General features: G+C 40.8%; 15 protein-coding genes and 1 other RNA gene. 10 read left to right on the forward strand and 6 right to left on the reverse strand.

Annotated elements, in window-relative coordinates; all coding sequences use genetic code 11:
* Window positions 1-36: 36 nt before the first annotated feature.
* The 4 genes from I585_RS20385 (at window position 37) to I585_RS20400 (ending at window position 3469) form a co-directional block, all read left to right on the forward strand.
* Entirely contained in the window at window positions 37-588 is a 552-nt protein-coding gene (locus I585_RS20385) for an ECF-type riboflavin transporter substrate-binding protein (RefSeq protein ID WP_010740132.1), read from the forward strand.
* A 16-nt stretch (window positions 589-604) separates the two neighbouring features.
* On the forward strand, window positions 605-2293 hold the full coding sequence (locus I585_RS20390; RefSeq protein WP_010740131.1) for an ABC transporter ATP-binding protein: 1689 nt from the start codon (window positions 605-607) through the stop codon (window positions 2291-2293).
* Window positions 2280-3113, forward strand: coding sequence for an energy-coupling factor transporter transmembrane component T family protein (locus tag I585_RS20395; RefSeq protein ID WP_010740130.1), 834 nt, complete (start codon window positions 2280-2282; stop codon window positions 3111-3113). The genes I585_RS20390 and I585_RS20395 overlap by 14 nt, the downstream gene beginning before the upstream one ends.
* Window positions 3114-3286: 173 nt before the next feature.
* Window positions 3287-3469, forward strand: a complete 183-nt coding sequence (locus I585_RS20400) for a hypothetical protein (protein ID WP_010740129.1) — start codon at window positions 3287-3289, stop codon at window positions 3467-3469.
* A gap of 73 nt (window positions 3470-3542) precedes the next feature.
* Here the strand turns inward: I585_RS20400 and ssrA are convergent.
* Window positions 3543-3911, reverse strand: a transfer-messenger RNA (tmRNA) gene (ssrA, locus tag I585_RS23050).
* Between the two features lie 209 nt (window positions 3912-4120).
* Between ssrA and I585_RS20405 the strand changes: the two genes are divergently transcribed.
* Window positions 4121-4843 (forward strand): response regulator transcription factor, encoded by a 723-nt coding sequence (locus I585_RS20405; RefSeq protein WP_010740128.1) that lies wholly within the window; start codon window positions 4121-4123, stop codon window positions 4841-4843.
* Window positions 4840-6318, forward strand: coding sequence for a sensor histidine kinase (locus tag I585_RS20410; RefSeq protein ID WP_010740127.1), 1479 nt, complete (start codon window positions 4840-4842; stop codon window positions 6316-6318). Before I585_RS20405 ends, I585_RS20410 begins: the two co-directional genes overlap by 4 nt.
* 37 nt (window positions 6319-6355) lie before the next feature.
* Here the strand turns inward: I585_RS20410 and I585_RS20415 are convergent, their stop codons facing one another.
* From I585_RS20415 to I585_RS20425, 3 genes are all read right to left on the reverse strand, one after another.
* Window positions 6356-7795, reverse strand: coding sequence for an NCS2 family permease (locus I585_RS20415; protein WP_010740126.1), 1440 nt, complete (start codon window positions 7793-7795; stop codon window positions 6356-6358).
* 134 nt (window positions 7796-7929) lie between these two features.
* Window positions 7930-8586, reverse strand: a complete 657-nt coding sequence (locus tag I585_RS20420; protein WP_010740125.1) for a hypothetical protein — start codon at window positions 8584-8586, stop codon at window positions 7930-7932.
* A 124-nt stretch (window positions 8587-8710) separates the two neighbouring features.
* Entirely contained in the window at window positions 8711-10822 is a 2112-nt protein-coding gene (locus I585_RS20425; protein WP_010740124.1) for an LTA synthase family protein, read from the reverse strand.
* Window positions 10823-10999: 177 nt separating this feature from the next.
* Here I585_RS20425 and I585_RS20430 point away from each other — a divergent pair, with 177 nt between their 5' ends.
* Together I585_RS20430 and aroD are read left to right on the forward strand one after the other, a co-directional pair.
* Window positions 11000-12169, forward strand: coding sequence for a class I SAM-dependent rRNA methyltransferase (locus I585_RS20430; RefSeq protein ID WP_010740123.1), 1170 nt, complete (start codon window positions 11000-11002; stop codon window positions 12167-12169).
* Between the two features lie 22 nt (window positions 12170-12191).
* Window positions 12192-12941 carry a type I 3-dehydroquinate dehydratase gene (gene aroD / locus I585_RS20435; protein WP_010740122.1) on the forward strand — a complete coding sequence of 250 codons (750 nt, stop codon included), beginning with the start codon at window positions 12192-12194 and terminating at the stop codon, window positions 12939-12941.
* Window positions 12942-12973: 32 nt separating this feature from the next.
* Here aroD and I585_RS20440 read toward each other — a convergent pair whose 3' ends face one another.
* Window positions 12974-14011, reverse strand: coding sequence for a tagatose 1,6-diphosphate aldolase (locus I585_RS20440; RefSeq protein ID WP_010740121.1), 1038 nt, complete (start codon window positions 14009-14011; stop codon window positions 12974-12976).
* A gap of 131 nt (window positions 14012-14142) precedes the next feature.
* Between I585_RS20440 and ybaK the strand changes: the two genes are divergently transcribed.
* Window positions 14143-14628, forward strand: a complete 486-nt coding sequence (ybaK, locus tag I585_RS20445; protein WP_010740120.1) for a Cys-tRNA(Pro) deacylase — start codon at window positions 14143-14145, stop codon at window positions 14626-14628.
* On the opposite strand, the gene I585_RS20450 is transcribed toward ybaK, so the two are convergent.
* Entirely contained in the window at window positions 14625-15881 is a 1257-nt protein-coding gene (locus tag I585_RS20450; protein WP_010740119.1) for a BaiN/RdsA family NAD(P)/FAD-dependent oxidoreductase, read from the reverse strand. The genes ybaK and I585_RS20450 overlap by 4 nt on opposite strands.
* A gap of 162 nt (window positions 15882-16043) precedes the next feature.
* On the opposite strand from I585_RS20450, the gene gdhA reads away from it, so the two are divergent.
* Window positions 16044-17387 carry an NADP-specific glutamate dehydrogenase gene (gene gdhA, locus I585_RS20455; protein ID WP_010740118.1) on the forward strand — a complete coding sequence of 448 codons (1344 nt, stop codon included), beginning with the start codon at window positions 16044-16046 and terminating at the stop codon, window positions 17385-17387.
* The last annotated feature ends 77 nt before the right edge of the window (window positions 17388-17464 follow it).

A 17464-nucleotide genomic window follows, 5' to 3' on the forward strand; every position in this document is an offset into this window, starting at 1 on the left:
ACAAGTACATCAAAAAATGAAAAAGGAGTAGTAAGTATGAGTAAAAAATTTACGGTAAAACACATTGTAGCAATTGGGATCGGTGCAGCGGTCTTTTTCATTCTAAAACGATTTGTCACTATCCCCACAGGAATTCCGAATACTGATATTGCGACAGCCTATCCATTTCTAGCGCTGTTAGGCGTTGTCTATGGACCGATTGTTGCAGGTCTCGCTGGTTTCATCGGTCATGCGCTTGGAGATTTAACGACTTATGGCGCTTGGTGGTCATGGATCATTGCTTCTGGAATTTTAGGTGTTTTCTTCGGATTATTAGCAAAACGTATCCCAATCGAGCAAGGTATCTTTGGTAAAAAGGAAACAGTGACCTTCTTAGTGGGAGAAACGATCGCTAATTTAGTGACATGGGTGATCATCGCACCGATCGGGGATATTCTGATCTATGCAGAGGCCCCTAGCAAAGTCTTTACTCAAGGTGTTGTTGCTGGAATTACGAATTCAATTGTAACGGGAGTCATTGGATTTATTTTGCTAAAAGCTTATGCGCAAACAAAAACGAAAAAAGGCAGTTTGAATAAAGAAGCTTAGAACGTGAGGATATAAAATGATCGAGTTTCATGATTTTACATTTCAATATGATAGCCAAGCCGAACCCACATTGAAGAATATTAATCTGTCCATCAATCAGGGAGAGAAGATTTTGATCATGGGTCCCAGCGGTTCAGGTAAATCAACACTAGGAAAGTGCCTGAATGGGATCATTCCGCAAAACGAGCAAGGAAGCTTTACCGGGGATCTGACCATCAACGGTAAGGTTTTTAGTGAATCTTCGATTTATGATCTTTCACTAGATGTTGGTACGGTGCTGCAGGACACAGATAGTCAATTCGTCGGCTTGACAGTGGCAGAAGACATCGCCTTTTCATTGGAAAATGAGATGGTAGAACAGGCGGAGATGCGAGCAGCAGTAAATTACTGGTCGGAAAAGACGAATTTATCGGCACAATTAGAAAAACGTCCGCAGGATCTTTCTGGCGGACAAAAGCAACGGGTGACGATGGCTGGCGTTTTGATTGATGAAACACCGATCTTACTGTTCGATGAACCATTGGCCAATCTTGATCCCCAGACAGGTTATGAGGCAATCCAAATGATCGACCAATTGTATCAGTTGCAAAAATTTACAACAATTATCATTGAACATCGCTTGGAGGAGGTGCTGGCCGCTCCCATTGATCGCGTCATCTTGATGAATGAAGGAGCGATCATTGCTGATATGACACCTACCAAGTTACTGCAAAGTGACTTGCTGGCTGAGTATGGGATTCGCGAACCTCTTTACATCAGCGCTTTAAAACGGGCAGGGATCTCACTGTTAGATTTTTCCGATTTGACACAGGTGGATCAATTGGTTTCGCCGGAAATTTCCGCTGCTTTAGCGAAGTCGCGAGGAGCGTTCAAGCCGATTCCTGAAAAGGAGCAGCCGCTATTAACGTTGAGTAATCTTTCATTTGGTTTTGGAAATGAACTGGTCATTAAGGATATTGATCTTACTCTTTATGAAGGCGAGATGGTCAGCTTGGTTGGGCATAATGGTGCCGGCAAATCAACATTGTCTAATCTGATCACGGGATTCTATCCATTACAAACGGGGGATCTGCTTTGGAAAAACCAATCGATTGCGAATGAAAGTATTAAAGAACGAGCAGATAAAATCGGTTACGTTTTACAAAACAGCAATCAAATGCTGTCTAAGAATATGATTTTTGAAGAGGTTGCTTTAGGTTTGGAAAACCGGGGTGTTGATCCCGCAGTGATCCAAGAGAAAGTATTTGAAACCCTGAAGGTCTGTGGTCTTTATGAATTTCGTAATTGGCCGATTTCGGCGTTGAGTCATGGACAAAAACGGCGAGTAGCGATTGCGGCAATATTGGTACTTGAACCAGAGCTGCTGATTCTGGATGAGCCGACTGCTGGACAAGACTATTATCATTACAATGAAATGATGCTGTTTTTGCGTAAGCTGAATCAGCGCGGGATTACGATCTTAATGATCACCCATGATATGCATTTGATGCTAGAACATACACGCCGGACGCTAGTTTTAAAAGAAGGAAAAATCATTGCGGATGAAGCACCGGCAACGGTCTTGTCTACAGCTGATTTAGTTGCGTCAGCGAGTCTGCGTGAAACGAGTCTGTATCGATTGGCTAAAAATAATCATTTAACGGATGCTACTGGCTTTGTGTCGGCATTTATCCAACATGAGGAGGCACCTTATGGAGGGCTCTAATTTAATCGGTTATCTGCCGAAAAAAACCGTGATTCACCAACTTAGCGGATTTACCAAGCTGCTATGCTTTTTATTAATTTCGGTTGTGGGAATGATTTCTTATGATACGCGTTTCTTGCTAGGATTGGCGGTCTTTTCAATTATTCTTTTCCGCACAGCGCAAATCAGTTATCACGAGATTTCGTTTGTGGTGAAGTTTATTGCATTCTTCTCAATTTTGAATCTATTGACCGTCTATTTATTTGCACCTGAATATGGTGTTACGATCTATGGTACACGTCACGTGATCTTTGAAGGAATTGGCCGATATACGATTACACAGGAACAGCTTTTTTATGAATTCAACTTGCTGATCAAATATTTTGTAACGATCCCACCTGGATTGATTTTCATTTTGACTACAAATCCAAGTGAGCTGGCATCAAGCATCCATCGAGTTGGCGGGTCTTATAAGATCGCTTATGCCTTCTCGTTGGCGCTGCGCTACATTCCAGACATTCAAGAAGATTTTCGGACGATTTCCAAAGCACAGCAAGCTCGGGGAACCGAACTGTCTAAGAAGGCCTCATTAATGAAGCGCGTGCGAGGAAATCTAACGATTGCGATCCCCTTGATTTTTTCCAGCTTAGAACGGATCGAGACGATCTCTTCAGCAATGGAGCTGCGGCGTTTTGGTAAGAAAAAGAGTCGAACCTGGCTGCTTGCTAAACCATTAAAACGAAATGACTACATTGCTTTATTAGTGGTAATTATTTTGTGTTCAGCAGGAATTTGCTTATTAGTCGTCAATGGCGGCCGTTTCTATAATCCTTTCCGATAGACATTAAAAAGGAAGCTTTCTGTTTTGTGCAGAAGGCTTCTTTTTCAATTTAGTATTTATAAAAAATGATAGTCCGTTTTGTTAATAAAATGAACGAATTTTGAAAAAAGAATCTATCTATTGGAATTAATCCGTATAATGGAGGGGAGGGCTACTGAAAGGGAGCGAGTTGAATGCTGAATCCGTTTATTAACGCTGGCTTGGAAATTGTACTAAAGGAATTATATTCTGATAATGTCACTACGGAACAAGTCTACCCAACAACCGACATCCGCAAAGAGCGCCTGATCGTTTACGTCTACCCTGATAGTTTAAAATTTGTCTTTGTTGATCAAGAGCAGGAAGCCTTGGATTAATAGAAAGTATAACTTAAAACAAAAAGCCAAAACGCTGTGAGAACAACGTTTTGGCTTTTTGTTTGTGTTGCTGTAATGGAGCTGAGGGGAATCGAACCCCTGTCCAAACACTCCGATTACCCAAAAATCTACGCTCATAGTCGACTCAATTTAAGGTTTCGCGTGATCAGCTGCCGAACGACAGGCCTCTGATTTTGCTAGTCTGATAATCTCTTTTTTAACTTACAGACGGAAAGTTAAAACGTATCCCACTAATTTTGAGACCCTTACTTGAGCACATGGGCGATACCAAGAGGATCTACGCTAACTGTTTTTAGGCAGCTAAAGCGTAAGTGTTATTGTTGTTTTTAGCAGTTATATTAACTGTAACGTTTTTACGTAGACGTAACCTACGAAGCGCAATTCAGGCTCGAACCATGCCTGTCGAATCCGTAACAGCCCCTTGATAAATAATTTGCTGCAGAAAAAAGTATAACATTACGTTATAAAAAAAGCAAAGAAGTAAATGAATAATGAAGAATTTGTCACTCTGAGTAAGAAAAATTGAAGAAAAAACAAATTGTTAGTGAAGATACGGGTAAGGTAATGGTTGAAAAAAATGAAATAGAGTATACTTAGAATGAGAATCAGATGATACCAGGGGGTTAAAGTATGAATATTTTAATGATTGAAGACAACGAATCCGTTTCTGAAATGATGCAGATGTTTTTTTTGAATGAAGGCTGGGAGGCGGAATTTAAATACGATGGAAAAGAAGGCTTAGATGCCTTTAAAGCGGAGCCCGATAAATGGGATATGATCACGCTTGATTTGAATCTGCCTAGCATGGATGGGATGGAAGTTGGTCGTGAGATTCGAAAGGTTTCAAGAACTGTACCGATCATTATGCTGACAGCAAGAGATTCTGAAAGTGATCAAGTGATCGGGTTGGAAATGGGTGCAGACGACTATGTAACAAAACCATTTTCACCGCTAACCTTGATTGCACGGATCAAGGCGTTGCATCGTCGCAGCGAGTTAGTTTCTGAACCGCAAAAAGAAGCGGAAACCAGCAGCGAAAACTTTGATATTCAAACTGAGCATTTCAAGATGAATTTGAAGACACGAGAAGCTTATTTGGATAGCAAGCCGATTGAAGGCTTAACGCCAAAAGAGTTTGATTTATTGTACACTATGGCGAAAAAACCGCGCCAAGTATTTACGCGTGAACAACTATTAGAATTAGTTTGGGACTATCAATATTTCGGTGATGAACGAACAGTAGATGCCCACATTAAAAAGCTGCGTCAAAAAATCGAGAAAGTCGGTGCACAAGTTATCCAAACTGTTTGGGGCGTAGGCTACAAGTTTGACGACACCGAGGTCGGTCGATGAAATACCTGTATCAACAATTATTGGCGTTTGGCGGCTTGATTTTGCTGATTTTACTGACGCTGGGATTGTCTTTTACGCAATTTACACGCAAGACACTTGAGGATAATAACTACAAAGAGCTGCTCGGCTATGCGCAGTCAATGGAGAAGAATAATATCTCTTTGAGCAGAGATATTCGGTTTGAAGGCATGTCGAGCAATGAAATTTTTCAGTTTGCTATCGGAGTGACTGAGTCGAGCTTGAATCAGCAGGATGTCTCGTTTGTTTTCATTGATAAAGATAGAAGCGTGCAATATCCAGAGCATTCAGGGAAAGTAAATCAACATTTGGTCAGTGATGCCCAATGGAAGTCGCTGAAGGCGGGGCAGCAGCAAAAAGAGACTAGTTCAAAAAATGTGATGGGGCAGAATCAAACGACTTCTTACGCGATGGTTCCTTTTTTCACGGATGGTGTTTTCTTTGGTGTCTTACTGGTCAGTCAACCAGCGATGAATGTAGAAACCAGTGTCAATTCGATCGTGACCGATTTATTTAAGGCCTTTATCATCGCTTCGATCATCGCGATCATCGTCAGCTATTTCTTTGCTACGCAGCAGGTGAAGCGAATCAATCGAATGCGTTCGGCTACTAAGGAAGTTGCGACAGGGAATTTTGACGTTGTCGTACCAAATCGTAATCGCGATGAGTTTGATGATCTGGCGGATGATTTCAATCGAATGACCGTTTCGCTAAAAGAGTCTCATGAGGAAATCGAACGACAAGAAGAACGACGAAAACAGTTTATGGCAGATGCCTCCCATGAGATGCGTACGCCACTAACGACGATCAATGGATTGTTAGAAGGATTACAATACAATGCGATTCCGGAAAGTCAAAAGGAAAAGGCGATTAAGCTCATGCAAAATGAGACATCGCGTTTGATCCGTTTAGTTAATGAGAATTTGGATTATGAAAAAATTCGAACCAATCAGATTAGTATCGTTTTACAAGAATTCAATGCAACTGAGACTGTTTCAACATTGTTATCACAATTAGAGGCAAAAGCAGAAGCTTCGGGGGATCAGTTAGTCCTGCAGACAAATGAACCGATCAATGTATATGCCGATTATGATCGTTTTGTTCAAGTCATGGTGAACTTGATTCAAAATGCGATCCAATTTACTAAAGATGGAACGATTACTGTTGCCATCAATAAGCTTGAACAGGCTACAGAGATCACGATCTCTGATACGGGGATTGGTATGTCAGAGGATCAAGTAAAGAATATTTGGGATCGCTATTACAAAGCTGATCCATCACGAAAGAATACAAAATATGGCGAGTCAGGTTTAGGGCTGTCGATCGTAGAAGAATTGGTGCGTTTGCATCACGGGACGATCGAAGTCGCGAGTGAATTAGAAAAGGGAACAACTTTTACTGTCAGGTTTCCCGACAAACCTGAAGTAATCGAGCCAGAAGAAAATAAAGAAGCGTAAAACCATGACGGTTTTACGCTTCTTTGTTTTGAATAAATTACAGAATAGCTAAGATGATAAAGTTCAAAATGAATAGAATATCAACGATCCAAAGAATTGGTGAAACGTCTTTGGTTTTTCCTTTGATAACTTTAACAATTGTATAGAAGATGAAGCCAGCTGCAATCCCGTAAGAGATACTGTAGCATAGTCCCATAAAGACACTAGCAAAGAATGCAGGGACTGCTTCTTCTAAATCTAACCAGTTGATATCCGCAAAAGAGGCTAACATCATAACACCGACTAAGATCAATGCAGGTGCAGTAGCTTGTGCAGGGACAACAGCGATTAGTGGTGAGAATAGACTGCTTAATGCGAATAAAATCGCTACGACAACAGAAGTCAATCCAGTTCGACCGCCAGCCCCGATGCCGGCAGCTGATTCCACATATGTCGTAGTATTAGAAGTTCCAAAAATCGCACCGATCGAAGTAGCGATCGCATCTGCGAATAATGCCTTGTCCATTTTTGTTTTAAATCCACGAGAATCATTATCTAGAGCATTTTCATCTTCTTTAGAGAAGATGCCTGTTCTGCGGCCAGTACCAATGAAGGTTCCGATCGTATCGAAGGTATCAGATAAGCTGAAAGCCAAGATAGTCATTAAGACCTGCGGTAATTTTGAAGAGTCAGAGAATAGCGAGCCCATTCCTTCAGAACCGAAAGCAGCGCCGAATGTTGTACCAAGTTCTTGAATCGAGCTGCCTAATGAATTAGCATGCCAATCAATTGCGCCAAGTTGGACGACACCCATAGGAATACCTAATAATGTGGTAACGACGATACCGATCAAGATCGCACCGCGAACATTCTTAACAACTAAAATAGTTGTAATAACTAAACCAATGATGGCTAACAGGATTGGGGCATTATTGAAATTAGCTAATGCCGGAACAATTCCGCTGTTGATGGAGACATTGGTTGCTTTGCCGCCTTCGACAACACTGCTGGTGATCGCAGATGAATCCGCGCTGAAAGATAGTAATCCAGCATTCTTGATCCCAACATAGGCAACGAAGATTCCGATCCCGCCGCCGATTGCATGCTGCATACTTTCTGGAATTGCGTGAATGATCAATTTACGAATTTTTGTAACAGTAATCAAGATATTGATAATTCCGCAAATGAAGACCATTGCTAAAGCTTGCTGCCAAGAATAACCTAAACCAAATACAACAGTATAAGTGAAGAAGGCATTCAATCCCATCCCAGGTGCTTGCGCATAAGGAACGTTGGCGAATAATCCCATGACTAGTGTCCCGATGACAGAGGCGATGATCGTTGCTAAGAAAACCGCTTGAAAGGGCATCCCTGAAGCTGACAAAATAGTTGGATTAACGAATAAAATATAGCTCATTGCAAAGAATGTTGTAATTCCTGCCATTACTTCAGTGGAAATGTTGGTACCTTGTTCCTTCAATTTAAAGAATTTCTCCATTATAAATAAACGCTCCTTAGAAATAAGTTCATTATATCGGTAAAAACCGAATACTTTCTAAGTATAATGAAGGATCAATCGACTTTCAAGAATAAGTTTAACGAAAGAACAAATAAAAAGAAGAATGTTCGTGTTTAACGAGCATTCTTTCTTCTGGATATGAAATTAAGTAAACGAAAACAGAGAATTGACAAACATAAGCATAAAATTACATATGAAACAGCTTTGAGTAAAGAGCAAAAAAATAAATCAAGCAAGGTTGTCGAGGATAGCTCAAAGGACAACGAAGAACGAATCGAGTAGGCAATGCCGCTCGTACCATTGCTTAAAACAAAATTCGGCAATTCTTTAAATTGATTCAACCCTTGATGATAAAAGGATTGTAAGATGGATTCATATATCGGCTCGAACAGTGTAAATAATAAAATCAGGCAAGTTGAAGCAAACAATAAAACTAAAAACAATTCTAATCCTGTTGAGTAGATCAACTGTTTCACAGAAGAAGCACTTTTTTTCTGCCAATGGATTTTGACCCCAAAGAATAGGAGCAGCAAAGCGAAAAGACCAATAGCACTTATAAACAGTCGATCAGAAAAATATTGCTGCAGCTGTGTGACTTCTTTATTGGTAAATAATTGAATTTGGTTGGAGGAATCTAATTGATGCAAAACGAGTTTTAGCATACCTAAACTCGTTAAGATAAATAGAGCAACCAAGCAGATCACCCAAGAAATCGAGAATTGTATTCGATGTCGTTTGATTGATGAAAGTGTTGTTGAAATAAGTTCCATAGATTCCCACCTCTTATAATAAGTATAAAATCCTAATTTGAAAGAAGTATGAATTCTATCGGAAGAAATAAGAGCAAACAAAAAAACACCCATCACAATTTCGTGACAGGTGTTAGATGTAAATTTATTGTTGACCTTGTTCTTGATATTGCTTGTAGGTCTCTGTTTTATATAACTCTTGTGTAGATTTTTTGCCGTTTTGATCGAATAGGCTGGTAGATTTATCGCCCAATTTATTCTCGATTTTCTCCATCTTATTAAGCCCATTTTTGTAATCGAATTGTGACGCATCGATTGGTTTCAACCCGCTTGCTGAGTAGAAACGAAGCAGATCCCCGTTATTGATATTATCCGAGGTGCTTAACTGCTTAGAAACAGCTTCTTTCCAAGTTTCGGCTTGATGTTGCAAGGTTTCACTTGGTTCAGTGATCGGCATGCCATTGCTGTTGCTATATAAGCTGCCACTGTAATAGGTATATTCTGGCGTTACATAATCACCATCACGGAAGGCAACGATTTGATCATTGTCTTTAGATAATAGATCTTGGCCTAATTGAATATATTTGCTTGTGTCAGTACCTAAAAGATGCAGCAGGGTAGGCAATGCGTCAACTTCGCCACCATAAGTGTGGTTGATTCCGCCTTTGTCTTGACCTGGAACATGAACCATATACGGTACACGCTGCATTTGAGCATTATCAAAGTTTGACCATGTTTCTTTTGATTTGCCAAGTAATGGTGCTAAGTCAGAGTTTCTTGAGTTCGAGATTCCGTAGTGGTCACCGTACATAACGATGATCGAATTGTCGTACAAACCTGAAGCCTTCAGGTAGTTAAAGAATTCTTCCACTGCTTTATCTAGATAGTTCGCTGTCGCGAAATAGCCGTTGATAGTTTCATCACTTGTGTTGGCCATTGGGAAGCCAGCTTCGTCGTTCTTGAACTCACTATATGGATAGTGGTTAGATACCGCGATAAATTTCGAATAGAAAGGCTGTTGCAGACGTTCCAAATATTTCACAGATTGCTGGAAGAACGGTTTGTCGTGCAAGCCATATTGGAATGAGTTTTCATCGTTCACATCATAGTAAGAGGAATCGAAGAAATAATCGTATCCAAGATTTTTGTAAGTTTCAGTACGGTTCCAGAAGCTGCCGGAGTTTCCGTGGAAAGACGCACTTGTGTAACCGGCTGTTTGTTTCAAAATGTCTGGAGCTGCTTGGAATGTATTCTTCCCGCCTAATTGCGAGAACAATGATCCTTGATTCAAACCAAACAATGAGTTTTCCATCAAGGTTTCAGCATCGGAAGTTTTCCCGGCCTTTACTTGGTGGAAGAAATTATCGAAACTGAAGGTACTGTTGCTATGGAAAATGCTGTTCAAGAACGGTGTGACTTCATGTTCTTGTCCATTCTCATCCTTCAGTTTGTAGTCAATCACAAATTGCTGCAGACTTTCTAAATGGATCGTGATGACGTTGCGCCCTTTAGCGATACCGTAGTAGTCACTGTTTGGTGCAGCATAATGTTCTTTTACATAAGATTCGACTTCTTTTAAATCATTCGGACTTGCTTCCGCACGGACTTGGTTCGTTTTGTATGTTTGAATACCGTCATAAACAGTAAAAGCATTCACACCAAGGTATTTGATCAAATAGTCGCGTGAAAAAGTACGCGTCAATAATTCTGGACGATCGGCTTCTGCTAAGAAAAGATTTCCTGAGAAAATCATGACCGAAAGAGCAGTCATGGCGAAAGCCATCCGAGCGCGTACCGGACGTTCTTCTTCTTTAATGCGTTTGCGCCATAAAAGAAGAGGCAGGATCACGATATCAATCAAATATAAAACATCGTATGGACGGAAGAGACGAACCGCGCTTTCTCCTAAACCGCTGGCTACTTTGCCGGCACCTAGGAAAGTATTGACGGTAATAAAGTCAGTAAATTCACGATAGTAGACGACATTGGCAAAGAGTAGGAAACTTGCCAGTGCATAAATGATCATCATCGTAAGATAAGAGGCTTTCGACCGCCGCACATATAAAGCAATCGACAATAGAAACATCGTCGATGCGATTGGATTAATAAATAGGATGAAATACTGTGTCAAACTTTCGATCCCTAAGTTAAATTCAAATAAGTATGCAAAGATACTTTTCGCCCATAATAAGAATGTAAGTAACGCATAAAAGCCGAGACGTTTATTTAAAAATGCAGGAGCTTTTAGTTTTTTCAATAGTAACTTCCTTTCTGCCGCAGAAAAAATGCGGAATGTTCACTTGTTAACATTTTACTCGCTTACATCACCCCAGTCAATTCTTATCAAAACTGGAGCATTCAGGTTTAAAGAAAACTTTATAAGCGAAAAATACTAATTTTTTTTGATATACTATAGAAGAAAGTAGGGATAAGAGTGAAAATAGAATTAACTAATTATGGAATCAAACGAATTCGACAAGGGAATCCGTTGATTCAGGAAGAAGATCTGCGACAACCAATTAAAAAAATCCCACTAGAATGGGTTACCTTTGTTGATAATAAAAATAATTATATTGCTGCAGGTTATTTAGGAAAACAAAATAAAGGATTCGGCTGGGTGTTGGATCAAACACAGCGTCCGATCGATCAAGCCTTTATAATGGAGAAATTCCAGCAGGCGATTGAACAGCGCCAAGCTTTTTTTGCAGATGAAACGACGACCGCCTTTCGTTTATTCAATGGAGAAGGCGATGGATTCGGCGGCGTGACGGTTGATTATTATGCCGATTATTTGGTTATCTCTTGGTATAATCAGACAATTTATCACTTTCAAAAGCTGATCGTGGATAGTTTGTTGAACGTTTTCCCAACGGCTAAAGGTGTCGTTGAAAAAATCCGTTTTAAAAGCGAGCTGAAAGAAAGCCGCTGGCTAGCCGGAGAAAAACCGCAAGAGCCGTTAATTATACTGGAAAATGGCGTTTCATATGCCGTATACTTAGATGAAGGTTATATGACAGGTGTTTTTTTAGATCAAAAGGAAGTTCGCGGACGCTTAACAGAGGGGCTTGCGGCCGGACAAAAAGTATTGAATATGTTTAGTTATACCGGTGCCTTTTCAGTTGCTGCGGCTTATGGCGGTGCTTTAGAAACTACTAGCGTGGATTTGGCTCAGCGCAGTCTGCCTAAAACGCAAGAACAATTTGAAGTAAATGGTTTGTCATTAGAGCAGCAAAGAATTATCGTAATGGATACATTTGATTATTTTCGTTACGCTGCGAGGAAGAATCTAACGTATGACTTGATCATTTTGGACCCGCCAAGCTTTGCCCGAAATAAGAAAAAAACTTTTTCAGTGGCGAAGGATTACGGGCGATTGATTGAAGACAGTGTAGAGATTCTTTCTGATGAAGGAATGATTATCGCTTCAACCAACGCGGCGAATCTACCAATCAAAAAATTCAAACAGTCGATTGAAGAAGCTTTGAAGAAAAAAGAGGTGAGCTTTCAATTAGCCGAAAGTTACCGTTTGCCAGCAGATTTTCCAGCCAGTAATTTTGAAGAAAGTAATTATTTGAAAGTTTTGTTTTATACGATAAAAAAATAGAAGAAAATGGGATGGGATGCGTATGATGGATGTTCAGGTAAGAGAGGTACGATTTGATGCAGGAAAACCTAAAATCTGCGTGCCGATTGTTGGAAAGACTTTCGATGAGATCATTGAGCAGGCAAATGAAGCCAAAAAAATTGCTGAAGTGATCGAGTGGCGTGCGGATTATTATGAAGATGTCTTAGATGATGACAAGTTAAATTCGACTCTATTAGCCTTGCGGGATGAGATTCGAAATATTCCATTAATTTTCAGCCTGAGGACCTCGGAGGCAGGTGGACAGATCGAGATTTCGCTAAACCAATACCGGCATATCAATGAATTCGCCGTCTCATCACGAGCAATTGATGTAGCTGATGTAGAAGTCACGATCATTGACCAACTATCAACGACCTTCATCAAATGGATGCAGGCTTTAGATGTACGAGTGATTTTGAGCTATTACAATTTTGAAGAAACGCCGGAGGATGCTGTGATTCTCTTTCGATTGAACTTGATGGAGCATTGGGGAGCAGATATTGCGAAAATCGTCGTGCAGCCGCAAAATGAAGCGGATGTCTTGCGTCAGATGGGCATCGTGATGAAGGCGCAAACGTTTGTTTCGTTACCAGTTGTTTCCGTTTCCTTAGGAAGAATCGGGAAGTTCTCACAGGTCAGCGGCTCGTTGGATGGTTCTTGTATGGCTTATGGTTGCCTAGAAGGCCAGTCCTATCCTGAGGCCCAGATTGATGCAGAAAAATTAGCTTTGATGATTGATGTATTAAGATAAAAAGGATTCCCGACTTTTCGGGAATCCTTTTTTTAAGCCATTACATCGATATCAAAAACCTCAATGTTATCTAAACCACCGTAAATTTCGTACCATGGTTTCGCATATTTCGCTAAAATGTCATTTAATTCTTCAACGTTTTCACGGCCTTGCGTGTCTAACCATTTGATTAACGCGTCTTTGCCCCCATCGGCGTACACTTGAACACCGTCACGCCAAGTTGCACGACCACCTAAAATTCCGCAATAATTTGCACCGTGTTCACCAGCAAATTTTAATTCTTCACGGAAAGTATCAGCAGGAACACCAGCACTTAGATAAATAAACGGACGAGTAGCAGCTTCACCCGCTTCTTTGAAATAAGCTGCGGCTTCTTCTTGCGTATAAACTACAGGATCGTCGCCCTTATTGAACCCTTCAACATAGTTGAATAATACGGGAACTTCAACCTTCAGTACATCGATGTGGTATTTATCCTTGGTAAATTCTTTGATTGTGTCGATCACTTTTTGTGGTTTGATTTTTGCAAACTCAGGGGAGTGATCGTCAGTGATTTTATTGTCATAAACGATTGGTTCAACGAATACAGGAATATCAGCAGCCAACGCTTCTGTTCCTAAACGTTCTAGGAAGGCATGTTTGACATCCAAAATTTCTTGCGCTTCATCGGGATCATAATAAACCAAGACCTTGGCTGCATCTGCGCCCTTAGCCAATAAGCGATCCAATGATTCTTCTGGCAGCAATTCTGGTAAACGACCAGGTGTGTTGGCATCATAGCCAGTTTTTTCATAAGACATGATCAATCCGCAATTGGGATCTTTGGCTTTCATTCCTTTGAAGCCGTATTGTTCATCTAGCAGAATCGCACTGACTCGCTTAGTCAATTCTTGTGAGACAAGTTCTTTGAATTCATAGACTTGATCCATTGAGAATTTATCCTCGCCGACAGCGGCTTGCATCATCTTTTTCATAGAGCCCCGTTGATCGATTGCTAAGGCTGCAATGACGCCATGATCATTTGACAATTGTTGCATCTTTTCAAACTTTCCTCTGGAAATTCTTTTCATGATGAAAACATCCTTTCTACTACAAGTTCAAGTGTAGGACATTTAAGGAAAAAGACCAAACAAAACGACCGGTTTGTTTCCTTCCGATTTTTTTGCTAGACTTTAGAAAATGAATGAAGTGGGGGATTGACTTGGCTAAGAAGAAAATTCAAAAGACCAATGCGATTCGTTTAGTCGAACAAAAGAAAATCGCTTATACAGAGCATGAGTATTCGTGGAATGAGGATGACTTAGGAGCGGGACATGTTTCTGAACAAGTTGGAATAGCACCGGCACGAATTTTTAAAACGTTGGTTGCAGTAGGGAATAAAACAGGTCCAGTCGTGGCGGTAATCCCAAGTGATCATGAGTTGGATTTGAAGAAGATCGCAAAAGCCAGCGGCAATAAAAAGGTTGAGATGCTGCATTTAAGAGATTTAGAAGCAACGACAGGTTATATTCGCGGCGGCTGTTCACCGATCGGCATGAAAAAATTATTTCCGACCTTTGTGGATGCTTCAGCGGAAAATTTTGATCAAATCGCGATATCAGCAGGCAGAAGAGGGCTGCAAATGGAAATTGCCCCCAACGCCATTGTGGAACTGACGCGAGGACAATTTGTTGAGCTGACACATTAAGCGAAGGCATTGTAAGCAGCATGTGTACCAGCCACATAGCCTGTACAAAACGCGGTAGTGATATTATAACCGCCAGTGTACCCATTAACATCAAGAACCTCCCCGGCAAAATACAAGCCGGGGATTTTTTTGCTGGCTAAATCTTTTGGATTGACCTCTTTGAGTTCAACGCCACCGCCGGTAACGAATGATTTTTCCAAGCCAAAGGTCTTGTTAGCTGTTAACGACCAATTCTTACAATAGGAAACAAATTCTTCCAGCTGTTCTTTTGATGTCTGACCATAAGTTTGTTCGCTAATACCGACTTTCTCTAAGAAAAAGAGCAATAAGCGTTCTGGTAAGAAACCGGCCAACGCGTTTTTCAACTGTTTTGTAGATGTTTTTGCAAGTTCTGCTACTTCCTCCATTAGGTCATTAACGGTTTTATCAGGAAAGCAATCCAGCTTTAGCGTTACAGTCTGTTGTGTTCGCAATAGCTGATTCACAAAGCTTGAGCACCGCAAGGCAGCCGGACCGGAAATTCCGAAGTGCGTAAAGAGCAGGTCCATCTCATGACTGGCGATGGTCTTGTTTTTCTCATCGATAACGGATAGTGTCACGTCTTGCAGGGAGAGTCCTTGCAATGTTTTTTCTGCGACAAAATCATCGGTTAAGAAGATCGGTGATTCGGTTGGATATAGAGGTGTAACATGATGTCCGACACTTTTTGCGAAACGGTAGCCGTCACCTTGTGATCCAGTCGATGGGTAAGTGATACCGCCGGTGGTCAAGATAACACTTTTGGCTGAATAGTCGCCTTCTGCTGTGCGAACACCTTGGATACGTTCGCCATCGCTAATGATTTTTTCGATGGGTTCTTTGAAATGAAGCGACACGTTCAATTGCTCTAATTCATCTTTCAATGTATTTACGATCGTAGCCGATTTATCCGAAACAGGAAAAATCCGGCCGTGATCCTCTTCCTTAAGAGCGACACCGCGTTCACTAAAGAAACTCATGACATCTTGATTATCAAATTGCGAAAATGTACTATATAAAAAGCGTCCGTTGCCAGGAATGTGGAAAATCAAGTCATCGACAGGTCGATTATTGGTCACATTGCAGCGGCCGCCGCCAGTCATCAATAATTTTTTTCCTGGGCGTTTATTTTTCTCAAATAAGGCAACTTTAGTGCCATTCATCGCTGCCGTTATGGCCGCCATCATACCGGCGGGTCCTCCTCCAACAACAATCACATCAAATTTTTTACTCATATCAATTAACCCTCATTTATCTAAATTTTTACTTTTACAGCTTGTATAATCATACGTGAAATACGAACAATTGGCACTCAACTTGCAGTGTAGCATGAATTTTTTTTCACTTCTATTAGAAAATGATGTAAACTATGAGTATTAACTGTGAGGAGGAATTTGATGGAAGTAAAACAATACGTAGAGCAGATCCAAGAAAAACTGGTGAACAAAGACCCGAATCAAGAAGAATTTTTACAAGCGGTAGATGAGTTTTTACCAACGGTGATTCCTTTTCTAGAGGAACATCCAGAATATGTTGAAAAAAATATTTTAGGAATGATCCTAGAACCAGAACGCATGATTCAGTTTCGCGTACCTTGGCAAGACGATGCAGGCAACTGGCAAGTCAACCGCGGGTATCGCGTTCAATTTAATTCAGCAATTGGACCATATAAGGGCGGCTTACGTTTCCACCCAACTGTAAATCTAAGTATTTTAAAATTTCTAGGCTTTGAACAAATCTTCAAAAACAGTTTGACCGGTCTTCCTATCGGCGGCGGTAAAGGCGGTTCAGATTTTGATCCGAAAGGAAAATCTGATTCTGAAGTTATGCGCTACTGCCAAAGCTTTATGACCGAACTATCAAAACATATCGGCCCGAACTTAGATGTACCAGCAGGAGACATCGGTGTTGGCGGTCGTGAAATCGGCTATTTATTTGGCCAATATAAACGCTTGCGTGAGTATGACATGGGCGTATTGACAGGTAAACCATTAGGCTTCAACGGAAGTCTTGGCCGGACAGAAGCGACTGGATACGGCGCAGTTTATTTTGTTAAGCATCTTTTAGAAGATCGCAAAGATTCTTTTGAAGGTAAAAAAGTACTTGTTTCAGGCAGCGGAAATGTTGCTATTTACGCGATTGAAAAGGCCCAAGCGCTTGGTGCGACTGCGATTACTTGTTCTGATTCAAATGGCTACATTTATGATAAAGATGGCATCGATGTTGAACTTTTGAAGGATATCAAAGAGGTTCGTCGTGCCCGTTTAACAGAATATGCGAAGGAACGCTCAACAGCAGAGTACCACGAAGGATCTGTTTGGGAGCTTGAACAAGCGGCTGACATTGCTTTACCTTGTGCGACGCAAAATGAGATCGACGACAAAAAAGCTGAGATTCTTGTTAAAAATGGTGTGAAGATTGTCGCTGAAGGGGCAAATATGCCAAGTACGATAGCAGCAGTCAAGATCTATCATGAAAAAGGTGTGTTGTACGGACCTGGTAAAGCGGCTAATGCAGGCGGCGTAGCAGTATCAGCGTTAGAAATGGCGCAAAACTCGCAACGTCTAGCATGGACAAAAGAAGAAGTCGATGAAAAACTCGATGATATCATGAAAAATATCTATGAAACGTGCCGTGATACAGCTGAAAAATATGCTGAAAAAGATAATTATGCGGCTGGCGCAAATATCGCTGGTTTTGCAAAAGTTGCAGCAGCAATGTTGGCTCAAGGAGTAGTTTAATTTTTTAAAAGGTTTAAGCTTGAAAAAAAATTAAAAGAAACGTAAAGTATAGATTGTATGAAGTGACTTTCAAGGAG

This window comes from Enterococcus malodoratus ATCC 43197 (assembly GCF_000407185.1).
Lineage (GTDB): Bacteria > Bacillota > Bacilli > Lactobacillales > Enterococcaceae > Enterococcus_A > Enterococcus_A malodoratus.

Bases quoted from the DNA above. Each gene is read 5' to 3' on its own strand.
- I585_RS20400 (WP_010740129.1), top strand. From the start codon at position 3,287: ATGCTGAATCCGTTTATTAACGCTGGCTTGGAAATTGTACTAAAGGAA.
- I585_RS20385 (WP_010740132.1), top strand. From the start codon at position 37: ATGAGTAAAAAATTTACGGTAAAACACATTGTAGCAATTGGGATCGGT.
- I585_RS20415 (WP_010740126.1), bottom strand. From the start codon at position 7,795: ATGGAGAAATTCTTTAAATTGAAGGAACAAGGTACCAACATTTCCACT.
- I585_RS20405 (WP_010740128.1), top strand. From the start codon at position 4,121: ATGAATATTTTAATGATTGAAGACAACGAATCCGTTTCTGAAATGATG.
- gdhA (WP_010740118.1), top strand. From the start codon at position 16,044: ATGGAAGTAAAACAATACGTAGAGCAGATCCAAGAAAAACTGGTGAAC.
- I585_RS20395 (WP_010740130.1), top strand. From the start codon at position 2,280: ATGGAGGGCTCTAATTTAATCGGTTATCTGCCGAAAAAAACCGTGATT.
- I585_RS20450 (WP_010740119.1), bottom strand. From the start codon at position 15,881: ATGAGTAAAAAATTTGATGTGATTGTTGTTGGAGGAGGACCCGCCGGT.
- I585_RS20390 (WP_010740131.1), top strand. From the start codon at position 605: ATGATCGAGTTTCATGATTTTACATTTCAATATGATAGCCAAGCCGAA.
- aroD (WP_010740122.1), top strand. From the start codon at position 12,192: ATGATGGATGTTCAGGTAAGAGAGGTACGATTTGATGCAGGAAAACCT.
- I585_RS20440 (WP_010740121.1), bottom strand. From the start codon at position 14,011: ATGAAAAGAATTTCCAGAGGAAAGTTTGAAAAGATGCAACAATTGTCA.
- I585_RS20410 (WP_010740127.1), top strand. From the start codon at position 4,840: ATGAAATACCTGTATCAACAATTATTGGCGTTTGGCGGCTTGATTTTG.
- I585_RS20420 (WP_010740125.1), bottom strand. From the start codon at position 8,586: ATGGAACTTATTTCAACAACACTTTCATCAATCAAACGACATCGAATA.